Source organism: Cellulosimicrobium sp. MI9406 (assembly GCF_040595865.1).
Taxonomy (GTDB): domain Bacteria; phylum Actinomycetota; class Actinomycetes; order Actinomycetales; family Cellulomonadaceae; genus Cellulosimicrobium; species Cellulosimicrobium funkei.
Genome location: NZ_JALIZI010000009.1, coordinates 82,308 through 95,419, shown reverse-complemented (window position 1 = coordinate 95,419; position 13,112 = coordinate 82,308). Strand labels below are relative to the sequence as shown.

At 72.3% G+C, this 13,112-nt stretch carries 9 protein-coding genes; 2 read left to right on the top strand and 7 right to left on the bottom strand.

Going from position 1 to position 13,112, the window contains the following annotated elements:
- Nucleotides 1-34: 34 nt before the first annotated feature.
- From MT994_RS16695 to MT994_RS16665, 7 genes are read right to left on the bottom strand one after another with little or no spacing between them, the layout of a single operon-like run.
- The gene (locus MT994_RS16695) at nt 35-1,996 is read right to left on the bottom strand and encodes a DUF6541 family protein (RefSeq protein ID WP_354807155.1); all 1,962 of its coding nucleotides are present in this window, start codon (nt 1,994-1,996) and stop codon (nt 35-37) included.
- Entirely contained in the window at nt 1,993-2,844 is an 852-nt protein-coding gene (locus tag MT994_RS16690) for a glycosyltransferase (protein WP_354807153.1), read from the bottom strand. The genes MT994_RS16695 and MT994_RS16690 overlap by 4 nt, the downstream gene beginning before the upstream one ends.
- On the bottom strand, nt 2,837-3,829 hold the full coding sequence (locus MT994_RS16685; protein WP_354807152.1) for a glycosyltransferase: 993 nt from the start codon (nt 3,827-3,829) through the stop codon (nt 2,837-2,839). Before MT994_RS16685 ends, MT994_RS16690 begins: the two co-directional genes overlap by 8 nt.
- Nucleotides 3,822-5,945: an acyltransferase family protein gene (locus MT994_RS16680; RefSeq protein ID WP_354807150.1), complete on the bottom strand. Its 2,124-nt coding sequence runs from the start codon at nt 5,943-5,945 to the stop codon at nt 3,822-3,824. Before MT994_RS16680 ends, MT994_RS16685 begins: the two co-directional genes overlap by 8 nt.
- Entirely contained in the window at nt 5,942-7,936 is a 1,995-nt protein-coding gene (locus MT994_RS16675; RefSeq protein ID WP_354807148.1) for a DUF6541 family protein, read from the bottom strand. Before MT994_RS16675 ends, MT994_RS16680 begins: the two co-directional genes overlap by 4 nt.
- On the bottom strand, nt 7,936-9,246 hold the full coding sequence (locus tag MT994_RS16670) for a nucleotide sugar dehydrogenase (protein WP_354807146.1): 1,311 nt from the start codon (nt 9,244-9,246) through the stop codon (nt 7,936-7,938). Before MT994_RS16670 ends, MT994_RS16675 begins: the two co-directional genes overlap by 1 nt.
- 56 nt (nt 9,247-9,302) lie before the next feature.
- Nucleotides 9,303-10,469, bottom strand: coding sequence for a glycosyltransferase (locus MT994_RS16665; protein ID WP_354807145.1), 1,167 nt, complete (start codon nt 10,467-10,469; stop codon nt 9,303-9,305).
- A 70-nt stretch (nt 10,470-10,539) separates the two neighbouring features.
- Between MT994_RS16665 and wecB the strand changes: the two genes are divergently transcribed.
- Together wecB and MT994_RS16655 are read left to right on the top strand one after the other, a co-directional pair.
- Nucleotides 10,540-11,607: a UDP-N-acetylglucosamine 2-epimerase (non-hydrolyzing) gene (gene wecB / locus MT994_RS16660; protein WP_354807144.1), complete on the top strand. Its 1,068-nt coding sequence runs from the start codon at nt 10,540-10,542 to the stop codon at nt 11,605-11,607.
- 92 nt (nt 11,608-11,699) lie between these two features.
- Nucleotides 11,700-13,085, top strand: coding sequence for a hypothetical protein (locus tag MT994_RS16655; RefSeq protein ID WP_354807143.1), 1,386 nt, complete (start codon nt 11,700-11,702; stop codon nt 13,083-13,085).
- Nucleotides 13,086-13,112 lie beyond the last annotated feature (27 nt).

Genomic DNA, 13,112 nt, shown 5'->3' with positions numbered 1-13,112 from the left:
CTCGTCGGGCAAGCCTCCTGGTCGCACCGGAGGTTCATCCGCACTCCTGGATCTCGTACACGCGCGCCGAGCCGCCCTCGTCGACGAGGGCGAAGTCGCCGGCGGGCGGTTCGGCGTCCAGACCCTCGTAGAGGTCGTGGGCGGGATGCCCGACGGAGTACAGGTCCGGGTCGACGTAGAGATAGCGAACACCGAGTCGATCGAGCGCGGCGCACACCGCGGGATCGGTCTCGATGTCGTCGAAGTGCAGACCCAGGTACGCCGCGTCCGGCTCCCACCGGCCCCGCACGTGCGTGTACACGACCTCGACCCCGCCGACCGCGTACGCCAGCGCGCTCCCCGTGAAGGGGTCGCCGAGAATCCTCGCGTCCTCGGGCAGCTCGTCCCCGAGCCGCTCGAGCATCGCGAGCTCGTCCGCCGAGGCGAGGATGTTGGTGGCGCCGCCGTAGACAGGACCCGCGTACCCGCCGGAGACCTCGTCCGTCCGCATGTCGAGGCGCAGCCAGCCGGTGCCGACGACCAGCAGCGCGACGAGCCCGACCGTCGTGACGGCCGTCGTGCGTGCGCGCGCCTCCGGCCACCGAGAGGCCACGGCGCGCCCGACGAGGACGGCGGCGCCGACGACCCCTGTGCCGGCGAGCACGGCGCCGAAGATCGGTACGAGACCCGCCAGCCGCACGACGTCCGCGTACCACGGCCTCAGCAGGTCCCGGAGCCCCAGGGTCGTGTCTGCCGTCAGCGCGAAGAGCCCGAGCGACACCGCGTACGAGACGACGGCCCACCGTCCTTGCCGGAGGACGAACAGGGTGACGGCACCGGCGACGACGAGGACGGCGAGAGCCCAGCTCCACGAGCCGCCCGTCCCGGCGCTCCCGAGCCCGCCGTCGCCGACGGCCTGGACGACCGCGTCGGCGACGGAGCTCGTCCGCTGCCGGTCGTACACCCCGACGTTGGACGCGAGAACCCACCAGACGGCGGCCCAGCCGCCGAGCCACAGCAGGAGCGCGATCATCCGAATCGTCCTGCCCTGAGCCGTCTGCTCGCGGAACCCGACGACCGCCGCGGCGACCAGAGCCGGCGTGACCAGGACGGCGTACGCGAGGAGGCCGCTGGGCTGAGCCAGGGCCACGGCCACGAGGGCGGCCGCCGCGGCGGCGGCGGGCGGGACCCGGTCGACCAGGGTCCGCTGTGGTGCGCCGCGGGACCGCCCTGCAGCGACCACGGTGAGCGCGACAGCCGTCGGCACGAGCGCGTAGGCGAGCGCGTTGGGCCAGAGCGTCCCCCAGGTGACCATCCGCTCGGGGAACGCGACGAAAGCGGCGGCAGCGACCGGGGACGCGAGCGATACCAGCGGCCAGGACGGCGTCACGACACGGGCCAGCGCGACGACAGCGAGCGGCCACACGAGGCCGGCGAGCACGAGCGTCGTCGCGTTCGACGCCACGACGACCGAGTCCGTCGTCGACAGGGAGACGACGGAGTGCCACGCGCCGGGGTAGAAGCCTCGCCCCTCGACCGTGTTCGCGACCACCCCGAGGTCGAGTGACGACGCGTCACCGGAGTCGAGGATGTGCCGTACAGCATTGAGGTGGAAGACGCCGTCCCACGTCTGGGGCGGCAGGTCTGGCTCACCGATCCCGCGCCGGAGCGCGACCACCGCGGCCACCGCGGCGATCCCGACCCCGACGACCGCCCACACGTCGCTCTTCCGCACTCCGACCGCGCCGACGGCGGTGCGCTGCCGGACAGGTCGGAGCACCACACCTGCAGCGGCGACCGTGATCGCGACGCTGACGGCGGCGCTCAGGCGGTCCCACGACACGCCGACCGCTCCGAGGGCGACCGGCCATGCCGCGAGGAGCGCGACTGACAACGGGGGCGCGGCGAGCACTCGCCACGATCCGCGAAGCCCGATCGCCCAGCCGAGGAGCACGCCGGGCACGACGAGCCACGCCAGCGCGAGCGCCAGCTCGTCGGCCGCCTGCCACCAGCTCATACAGCGGTCCCGTGGTGCGTCCGCCCCAGCATGAAACGTCGGTACGAGCGACGACGGATCGGCTCGGGCACGAGGCGGTAGCCACCGCGGACCAGCACGTTGCGCACCGCCTGCAGCGACGTCGTGAAGCCGAGCCTACGGAATCGCCGCTGCAGCTCGATCTCGGACCGGAGGATCTCCGCCCCGCCCCGGCGGGCGTACGCGCCCGCTCCGACGCGGTAGAGCAGCAGAGGCTCCGGCAGGTTCGCCGGACGAGCACCGCCGTGGAGCATGCGGGCGAAGAGCCAGTAGTCCTCCAGCAGCGCCAGGTGCTCGTAGCCACCCGCAGCCTCGACCGCGGCCCGGCGGAAGACGACCGACGGGTGGTGGAACGGGGAGCGCAGGCGCGCCGCCCGCACGATCTCCTGGGTGCCGACCGGAGGGACTCGCACCGCCCCTGGGTCGGCCTCGTCGTCCTCGAACTCCTGGATCGCGGTGCCTACCACGTCGTGGCCGCAGACGAGGAACGGGATCTGCCGCGCGAACCTCTCTGGTCGGCTGACGTCGTCCGCGTCCATCCGGGCCACGATGTCGTGGGAGCACGCCCGGAGGCCCGCTTCGAGCGCTTCGGCGAGCCCACGGTTCTCCGGCAGCACGACGAGACGAACCGGTACGGGTGACTCTCGCCGGATCTGTTCGAGCGCCTGTTCGAGCGGCGCGCCGACCGGGCCGTCCTGCACGACCACGAGCTCGGCCGGGCGCAGGGCCTGCTCATCGGTCACGGAGCGCGCCGCGCGCACGAGGTGGGCCGGGACGTCGCGATGGTAGACGGGGAGGAGCACCGAGAACTCGGGCAGGACATCAGTCACCGCTCTGGTCCTGCCGCCCTGTCTCGAGGCAGCGCACGTCGCGCGTGACCGGACCTGCCCCGCTCAGCGCGACGGAGGTGGCCCGCGGTCTGGTGAGCAGGCCGCGGCGCAGCCCGCGCAGACCGACCGTGCGGAGCAGATCGCGGTCCTGCGACCTGGCGACCGTCCGGCCCCAGCGGCGCAGCGAGGCGCCGAGGTAGAGGATGCGTTCACCCGGCGAGAGGGACGGGGACCGCGTGAGCATCCACACCTTGTTGCGCACCTCGTAGAAGAACCGCTCCCCTGGGTCGGCGTCGGTCGCGCCGAAAGTCCTCGTGCGGTGCTCGACGACGGAGCTCGGCACGTACAGGCCGGTCCCGTGACGGAGCAGGCGAGCCGAGAACTCGAAGTCGTCGTTCCAGATGAAGTAGTCGGCCACCGGCAGGCCGTGGTAGCGGACGGCTCGCCCGTCGACCAGCATCGAGACGAACGACGAGGACCGAACGGGCACGGCGCCCGCGGCCCGGGCGCGCGCGATCTGGGTGCCGGACGCCCCCGGACGCTGTCTCGGCGTGTTCATGGGGTGGTCACGGCCGTCGTGCCAGACGACGCGGCTGCCGAGGAGCGCGACCGGGCCCTGGTAAGCGTCTCGCGCGCGGAGGAGTTCGGCGAGCGCCGTAGGCGTGGGGATCGTGTCGTCGTCCATGAGCCAGACCAGGTCGGCTTCGAGCGCCTCGAGGGCGTGCGCGATGCCGGCCGCGAAGCCTCCTGCGCCCCCGGTGTTCCGCGACAGCTCGAGGACGGTCGCGGACACCGGATGCTCCGCTGCGACGACGGCTGAGTCGTCGTCTGAGGCGTTGTCGACGACGAGCACGGCGTCGAGCGGGCGAGTCTGCGCAGCGAGCGCATCGAGCGCATCGGTCAGCAGGTCCCGGCGGTTGTAGGCGACGACGACGGCGACGACGCGGTCGGCGCCCGCGGGGCGCGGGGCGTGGTGGTCAGGCACGGGCAGCAAGGCTACCGGACGGCGCGAGCCCTTCATCGGCGTCCGCACCCGCTCTGGCGAGCACCGGCGCCAGCGCCTCACGCACCTGTGGCAGGGTGCTCTCGACGTAGGTCCGGGTGAGGTGCGTCGTCTGCCGGTAGACGAGCACGTTGCCCACCACGGGCCAGCACGTCTCCGTGCACACCGCGGAGGTCAGGTCGACCACCTCGACCCCGTCGACACCGTCGGCAGCGAGTCGCTGCACGGGCGCCGCCGATCGCTCCGTCCCCGCGTCCCGGTCGAACGCGCACTCGACCAGGGCGTCCGGATGAGCCGCCACGCACTCGTAGACGTTGCCCTCAGGGTGCGGGTTGTCGAGCACGACGCCTACCGTCGCGCCCCGCGCGCGCGCCGACTCCCACACCGTGCGCAGCCCGTCCACCATGGCGTCGACCGAGGTCCCTCCCGAAGGGTCGATCGCGTCGCTCTGGTACTGCGAGGTCAAGATGACGGCGGGGTCGAGCCGCTCCAGCTCTTCGTCGAGACGCTGGTTCCACTCGACGCACTCGTCGTACGGCTCGCCGTCGACGTGGGGCGTTGCCGCGGTCCAGGCGCACGAGGTTTTCGTCAGGACGACGAGCTTCCACCCCTGCTCGCGCGCCAGCCGGTCGAGCACCGGCTGCCACTGGAGCATCTTGGAGTCGCCCACCGCGGCGACGGTGGTCGTACCCTCCGGATCCCCGTAGACGCACGTCGAGAGGTCGGTCGCCTCCTTGACGGCTTGGCAGCCGTCCGCGTACGCGACCGGGAGGTCCTTCGGCGCTGCCACGGGTGTCGGGAGGACGGAGCCGGTGAGCGCCCGCGGCGGCAGCGCAGCATCGCCCGCCAGGAGCGCACTCGCACCGCGAGCCTCTGCGCGCTCCGCCTCCGTGGGCGCCTTCGCGTCGGTCGTCACGGCGAGCACCCCTCCGGCGACCAGGCCGACGGCGGTGAGCATCGCGCCGAGCGCGAGCGACCGCCTCGTGCTGCCGGCGAGGTACGGCGCCGTGCGGACGGGGTTCTCGAGGAGGTGCAGGCTCAGCCACGCCGGGAGCACCGAGACGAGCACGACCGCGAGACCCTCCAGCGGCCCGATGTCTCCCCAGACGGCCCGGGCGAAGACCAGCAGCGGCCAGTGCCAGAGGTAGAGGGAGTACGACAGGCCGCCAACCCAGACCATCGGCCTCGTGGCGAGCGCACGAGTCAGCGCTCCGCGCGGCCCACCGCTGCCTGCCGCCAGCACCAGCACCGTCCCCAGGACGGGGAGGAGCGTCGCCGGGCCGGGCCACGTACGGGGCTCGGCCAGCACGAACGCCGCAGCCACGAGCAGCACCGCGCCTACCCATCCCGCAGCGGTGAGCGCACGCGGCCGCCATCTCCGGACACCGGGCAGGACGATCGCCAGGAGAGCCCCTGCGGCGAGCTCCCACAGCCGGGTCGTCGTCACGAAGAACGCCGCTGGGCTGCCGTCCTCGAGCAGCGCGAACGCGAACGAGACCCCTGCCAGGACCGTCAGGAGCACGAGTGCCGGACCGCGGTACCCCGTGCCGCCGAGCCGGCGCGCGACCAGGACCGCCGCGACGAGCACGAGGGGCCACAGGACGTAGAACTGCTCCTCGACCGCGAGGGACCAGAAGTGCTGGACCGGGGACGCCCCTGCGTCTTCCGCGAGGTAGTCGACGGCCCGGGAGGCGAGGACCCAGTTGACGACGTAGCCCGCCGCCGCCGCGACGTCCCAGCCCGCATCGTGCCGTTGCGTGGGGGGCAGGAGCACCGCGGAGAGCACCGCGCACACGACGAGCACGAGGGCCGCCGCGGGAAGGAGCCGGCGCGCGCGCCGGGCGTAGAAGCCTGCGATCGAGAGACGTCCCGTGCGGTCGATCTCCCGGAGCATGACACCGGTGATGAGGAAGCCCGACACGACGAAGAAGACGTCCACTCCCGCGAACCCGGCGTCCGCGCCCGGCACCCCTGCGTGGTACAGCAGCACCGCGACGATCGCGACGGTACGGAGCCCCTCGATGTCGCCACGGAAACCGCCCCGCGGCCCCTGCGTCACGTCGGCGGCCGCCCGGACGGCGCGCGCGGTCTCCGTCATCCCTCGCCGCCTGCCTGCACGTCCTCGCACGCCGTGATCCGGTAGACCGTCGTGACGTCGGACGAGAACACCTCCACGAAACCGGTGGAGGTGTCCACGTCGAAGAGGCCGGGGGAACGCTTCCCCATGCTCGTGCCCTGCACCTGGGCGGGGGGCTCGGAGTAGAAGTGGGTGACGCCCAGCCGGCGGACGATCTCGCAGACCCGCGGGTCCTCGTGGATGTCGCGGAAGTGCTCGCGCAGGTAGTTCTGGTCGTCCGAGGAGCCCGCACCGCCGATCTGGGGAAAGACCACGGGCACCCCGGCAAGCGCATAGGCGTAGGCGGCTCCTGTGAGAGCCTCACCGAGCAGCACGGCGTCGTCCGGCAGAGTCGTGTCCATCTCGTCCAGCATCTCGCGTTCCTGCGGCGTCACCATCGTGCCCCAGGCAACCACTCCCGGCTGGTAGGCGGCCGCGAACGAGTCTCGCCGCTCCCCGGCCCTGAGTCCCGACGTCGAGACGAGAAGAAGGGCCACGACCACGCCCGCGACGAGTCCCTGCACGACGGCCGCCCGCCGCGGTGAGACGAGCCTGCCGCTTCGGCGCAGGGCGCGGGCAGCGCCTGTCGCGAGCACGCTGATGCCAACCGCGCCCAGCGGCGCGGCAGGGACCGGGAGGAGAGCACTGATGCGCACATGGCTCCTGTACCAGAACCCGCTCAACCACCGGAACGCGTTCTCGGGTCCCGCCGCAAGCACGACGAGGCAGACGACGGCGAGCAGGGAGACGACGAGCCAACGACCCTCCTTCAGCACGAAGGTCCCGGCGATGCCGACCACGATGACCGCGAGCAACCCGACGCTGAGGAAAGGTCGCTCCGCCGGGGGAAAAGCGAGCAGCGTCGTCTTCCAGGCATCGGACGAGCTCATCCGACCAGGCCGGTCGTAGTTCAGCACCGAGTCGAAGGCTCCGGTACGCGCCGCCACCACGACCACGAGCACCGCCGCCGCGACACCCAGAGCACCCAGCACCGTCGCGGTGATCGCGTGACCGCCCCGCCACTGCCGGACCAGGGCCCGCACACCCCGGCCGACGACCAGGGCGGAGAGGAGCGCGACGAGCGCGAAGACAGCGCTGCCGTGCGCGAGCACGGCACCGAGCGCCGCGACAGCGGCGACGGCGAGCCCGACCACGTACTGCCACGGTGACTGTCCGGATCGGGTGGCGAGCACCACGAGTGCGCACACACCGGGGAGCAGCGCCACCGAGTACCCGTTCGGCCACTGCCCCGACGTGCTGAACGTCCAGCTCGGGAACGTGATGAACGCTGCGGCGAGGACCGGTGCGAGCATCGCGACGAGCGCGCGGGACGGAAAAGCGGCGCGCGCCAGACCAGCGAGGCCGACCGTCCACACGCCGGCGCCCAGCACGAGCGACGAGGCGTTGGCGGCAGCCGGGATCGAGGCCCATGGGGTGACCGCCACGACGGAGTGCCACACCGCGGGGTAGAAGATCGATCTGCCGCCGTCCCCGTACATCGGGGAGAGACCACCGAGAGACGAGGCGTTACCCGTGTCCCGGACGGTGGCGACGGCATTGAGATGGAAGACACCGTCCCACTGCTGGAGCAGGGCGTCGGGTCGCGCCATGCCGGCCTTCATGCTCCACGCGAGGAACAGGGTCACGATCGCGACAGAGCCGACCACGGCGAGACCCTGGGCGCGGGTCGCGTCGGGGCCCCACCCGAACCGGACGCGTCGGCCGGCCCACCCGACCAGCGCAGCGGCCGCCCAGGACGCCGCCACGAGTCCGAGGACGCTCGCCAGCGTCCATGGAACTCCGAGACGTCCGAAGGCTACGGCCCCGAGCCCCAGGATCGCGGCGCCGACCGCGGGGCCGCCCGCCCACGCGTACAGCCCGCGGACGCCGACAAGCCGGAGCACGACGGTCCCGGGGAGGACGAAGAGGGCCGCCGACGCGAGAAGGGCGGGAATCAGGTCCCACCAGGACATCAGTCAGTGCCCACCGGCGTACCCGCACCCAGCACGCTGCGGGCGACCCCGTGCCACGAGGAGAGGTCGACGAGCCGACGGCCGTCGACGAGCAGCCGCACGCCCGGGAAATCGGTCGGGACGACGTCGCGGTACTCACGGTGGTCCGCCTGGACCAGCACGACGTCCGCGGGCTCGCCGAGCCGGTAGGGCGTCAGCCCCAGAGCCTCGAGCTCCTCCTCCGAGAACATCGGGTCGTGCACGACGGCTCGCGCCCCCCGAGCGGCCAGCGCCTCGACGGTCGGGAACACCCCGGAAAAGGCGGTCTCCTTCACCCCGCCCCGGTAGGCTGCGCCGAGCACCGCGACCGTGAGTCCGTCGAGGCTCCCCAACGTCCTCGCGGCGGACTCGACGACCTGAGCCGGCATCCCGGCGTTGACGCGACGTGCCTCCCGGACGATCGAGGCGTCGGGGTCGACGGACAGGTAGAGGCGGGGATAGACGGGGATGCAGTGCCCGCCGACCGCGATGCCGGGACGATGGATGTGGCTGTAGGGCTGGGAGTTGCAGGCCTCGATGACCGCGTGCACGTCGATGCCCTGCGCATCGGCGAAGACTGCGAACTGGTTCGCAAGCCCGATGTTCACGTCGCGGTACGTCGTCTCGGCGAGCTTGGCCAGCTCCGCCGCCTCCGCGCTGCCCAGGTCCCACACGCCGTTCGGGCGCGGCAGGTCGTCGCGCTCGTCGAACTCGAGCACCGTCTCGTAGAACTCGCGGGCGCGCCGCGCACCCTCGGCGTCGAGACCGCCGATGAGCTTCGGGTAACGGCGGAGGTCCGCGAAGACGCGCCCGGTGAGCACGCGCTCCGGTGAGAAGACGAGGTGGAAGTCGCTCCCCTCGACCAGGCCGGAAACCTCCTCGAGCAGCGGCTTCCACCGGTTGCGCGTCACACCGACCGGGAGGGTGGTCTCGTACGAGACGAGGGTCCCGGGCGTGAGGTGCTCCGCGAGCGAGCGCGTCGCCGAGTCCATCCACGCGAAGTCGGGCTGCGCCGTCTCCTCGTCGACGAACAGCGGGACCACCACGACGACCGCGTCGGCACCCGGCACGGCATCGGCGTAGTCGGTCGTGGCGCGGAGCCGCCCGTCGGGCACCAGCAGCGCCAGCTTCTCCGCCAGCTGCGCCTCACCCGGGAAGGGTTCGCGCCCGGAGTTGACCGACTCGACCACCTCAGGATTGATGTCGACCCCCACCACCTCGTGACCGCGATCCGCGAACTGGACCGCCAGGGGAAGACCGATCTTGCCGAGTGCGACGACGGCGATACGCATGGAGATTCTCTCGTCCTGCTGGGTGGAAGGGGTGGGCGCGCGAGCGCGGGGCAAGCCTACAAGCCTGGAGAGGCCCCTCGAGGCCCGAGAAGACGCTCGATGATCCCCGCACCGACCGCCGCGTCCGCCTCGAAGCTCAGCTCCCGAGACGCGGCGTCCGACGCTGCTTTCGCCGCGCGCACGGACTCGGCGTCGAGCGCCCGGAGCGACGCCGCGCAGTCAGCAGGCTCGAAGCTCTCGCTGACGAAACCGAGCCCGTACTTGTCGACGAGCGTCGCCATCTCGACAGACGGCCCGATGGCGACAGCGAGGCGCGCCTGGACGTAGTCGAAGAACTTGTTCGGGAGGGCGAGGCGCGCGTTGGTCTGCGTCGGCGGGATCCAGTGGACACCGACGTCGTAGACGTTGAGGGCGTCCGGCAGCTCGTGGGGTCGCACAGGGTCCCGGAACGTGATGCGGTCGCAACCCTTCGCGCGCTCCTTCAGGGTGCCCAGGTACCTTCCGCCGTCGGCCGCAGGTACCAGGAGCAGATCGAGCGTGAAGCCAGGACCGAGCTCTCGGACGACGTCGATGATCGTCTCGATGTTCCGGCTCGGTTCCGCCCCGCCGCTGTGGACGAGTCGGATGGGCGAACCGTCCGTGGGTGACGGATGCAGGTCCCGCCAGGGCGACGAGTTGCGCATCACCTGCGCCTCGACCCCGAAGCGGTCTCGGTACAGCTCCGCGATCGCGCCTCCGACCGTCGTCACGGCCGCTGCGCGCGGGAGGTACGTCGCGCAGAGGTGAGTCATGAACGGCGCGACGAGCAGCCGCCAGGAGAGCACCTGCGTCCGCTCCTCCGGAGCCCACTCGTGCATGTCCGCCCAGACCGGTGCGCCGTGCGCGACATCGAAGGCGAGAGCGAGGACCCGGGCCTCGTTCGCGACCACGAGGTCGAACCGGTGGCCCTGGAGCCGACGCTGTGCCTCCGCGACCGCGGGTGCCGCGAGCTCGGCGGCCCGGAACCGCCGCGCGGCAAGCAGCGCGACGCCACGCGGCGTCTGCGGGAGCGACGTGAGGTTCTGCGGGATCTCGAGGTGCTCCGTGGCGAGGTCCGGGCGCGGACCGTACCCCACCGTCGTCACGTCTCCGGCAGCGGCGAGCACCTCGAGCTGGCGGAGCACCCGCGCATCACGGTGGATGGGCGACAACGAGAGGCAGAGGATCCTGGGACGAGTGCTCACGCAGGCACTCTAGCGGGGCGGTGGGAGCGGCTGGTCGGGCTTCTCGCCCAGGCCAGTAGACTGCGACCCCGTGAAGGTCATGAGCATCGTGGGAGCCCGTCCGCAGTTCGTCAAGCTCGCGCCCGTCGCCACCGCGATGGCCGCTCACGACGACGTGGAGCATGTCATCGTGCACACCGGCCAGCACTACGACCCCATGCTCTCCGACGTCTTCTTCCGCGACCTCCAGATCCCGTCCCCGGACGTCCACCTCGAGGTGGGCTCCGCCGGCCACGGGAAGCAGACCGGCGCCATCCTCGCCCGGATGGACGACGTGATCGCCGAGCAGGGTCCCGACTGGGTCCTCGTCTACGGCGACACGAACTCGACGCTCGCTGGAGCACTCTCGGCGGTCAAGCTCGGGGCACCCGTCGCCCACCTCGAGGCGGGACTGCGCTCGTTCAACCGCCGTATGCCCGAAGAGCACAACCGGGTCCTCACCGACCACGCCGCCGACCTCTGCCTCGCCCCCACGGAGGTCGCCATGGGGCATCTCCGATCCGAGGGTCTGGCCGACCGCTCCGAGCTCGTGGGCGACGTCATGACCGACGTCCTCCACCTCGTGGCGAGGCGGGCCGACCACCAGCCCGTGGTGGTGGCAGACCGGGGATGGCACGACGGCGACTACTACGTCGCGACGATCCACCGGGCCGAGAACACCGACGACGTCGCGCGTCTTGACTTCGTCCTCCGCGCCCTCGCCGGACTCGACCGACCCGTGCTCCTCCTCGCGCACCCACGGCTCGTCGCCAAGGCTGCATCGGCCGGCCTGGAGCTCGCCCGCGGGGCGATCGTGCCGACCGCCCCCTTGCCCTACCCGGAGCTCGTGGCGGCCGTGTCGCGGAGCGCCGGCGTGGTCACGGACTCGGGCGGCCTCCAGAAGGAGGCGTTCCTCCTGCGCGTGCCGTGCACCACGATCCGTACGGAGACGGAGTGGGTCGAGACCGTCGAGCTCGGGTGGAACGTACTGGCCAACTCGGAGAGCGCCGTCCGCGAGGCGGTGCTCCGTCCCACGCCGGCGGCGACGGACGCGACGCCCTACGGAGACGGCGCAGCCGCCGTCCGCGTCGTGGACGCACTCCGCCGCCACGCGGTCTGAGCACCGCCGTGTCGTCGGAAGAGGAAATCGGCACGACGAGCACGAGAGCGCGGTCCGGCCGCTTCGACCTGGTCCTGTCGACAGCAGGGACAGTGACGGGCGGCGTCGTCAGGTTCCTCTACAACGTCGTCATCGGCAACGTCCGCGGCCCCGCTTTCCTGGGCGTCGTGGGGAGCGCGCTCTCCACCGCGATGTTCGCCGCCGTGGTCTACCCGCAGGCGGTCGCCACGGCGGCGACGACTTTCGTCTCCCGGGCCGGCGGCCGGCCTGAGGAGGCCCAGGACCGTCCCGAGGCCGTCGCGTGGTACCTCGCGAAGCACCTGGTGCTCGTCGCGCTCTTAGTCGGCGCCGGAGCCGGCGTCGCGGCATGGCTCCTCACCCAGCGCGGCGCGCTCTTCGCGTTCGCGACGGGGCTGCTGACAGTCGGCTACTCGGCCTACATCTTTGGCCGCTCCGTACAGTTCGCCACCTACCGGGCTCGCCGGGCGGTCGTCGCCGACGCCGTCTCCGGGCTGGTCGCGCTCGCTCTCCTCGTGCTCGTGCTCCTGCGCGAGCTCGACGACCTCGTGCTCCTCCCGCTCGCCCTCGGCTACGGGGCCGCCGCAGCGATCACCTGGCCGCGCCGCTCAGGCCCGATCTCCCGGGAGCTGCGCACGGAGCTCCGGCGCTTCATCGCCATCGGGAGCGTGGGCGCGGTCGCGAGCGGCGGCTTCCTCCAGCTGTCGATGGTCGCGGCCAAGATCCTCGGGTCGCCCGACGACGCCGGCCTCTACGCGGCGGCGCTCTCCATCGCCACACCGCTGTCGATGGTGTCCACGGCCATCGCGATGGTGGTCGTCCCCGCGATGGGCGCTGCGGTGGGTCGCTCCGACATCACCGGCTTCCGGCAGGTCGTCGACCGCGCGACGCGAGGCGTCTCCGCGCTCGCCCTGGCCGGGTTCGGCATGATCGCCGCCCTCAGCCCTGTTCTCGTGGCTCTCTTCTACCCCGACGGCTACTCCGGAGCGGTGCCCCTCCTCGCCGTGCTCGCCGCCGCCATGCTCTGCCTGACGTCACGCATGCCGGTGACGAACGCCCTCGCTGTGCGCTCACCCGTCGGTATCCGCACGACCACGACCGTCTCGCTCGCCGCGACGGCGCTCGGAATCGCGGTGTGGGCGCTCGCCGGTCCGCGGTTCGGCGTTGCCGCCGTCGCCGTCGGCGTCCTCGCCGGGAACGTCCTGGCCCTCGTCTGGCTCACCGCGAGCGTCGCGCGTCAGGAGTCGATGCCCTGGCTCTCCCCGACCCTGCGCCACGGGGTGGTGCTCGTGCTCGCCGTGCTGCTCGCTGTCGTCGTGGCCCTCGTCGACCTCTCCGTCGGGGCAAGCGTCGTCGTGGCCGCCGCCTACCTCGCCCTCTGGGCCGTCCTCGTGGCCGTCCCGGACCGCGGGGCGCTCCTAGGCCTGCTCGGGGCGGGCCGCGGCCGCGGCCGCGGCTGATCGTGCGCCCGAGACCCGGCACCGTGC

What these genes read in the sequence shown, in the direction of transcription:
- MT994_RS16695 (WP_354807155.1), bottom strand. Translation starts at nt 1,996, where the DNA reads ATGAGCTGGTGGCAGGCGGCCGACGAGCTGGCGCTCGCGCTGGCGTGG.
- MT994_RS16680 (WP_354807150.1), bottom strand. Translation starts at nt 5,945, where the DNA reads ATGACGGAGACCGCGCGCGCCGTCCGGGCGGCCGCCGACGTGACGCAG.
- MT994_RS16675 (WP_354807148.1), bottom strand. Translation starts at nt 7,936, where the DNA reads ATGTCCTGGTGGGACCTGATTCCCGCCCTTCTCGCGTCGGCGGCCCTC.
- MT994_RS16670 (WP_354807146.1), bottom strand. Translation starts at nt 9,246, where the DNA reads ATGCGTATCGCCGTCGTCGCACTCGGCAAGATCGGTCTTCCCCTGGCG.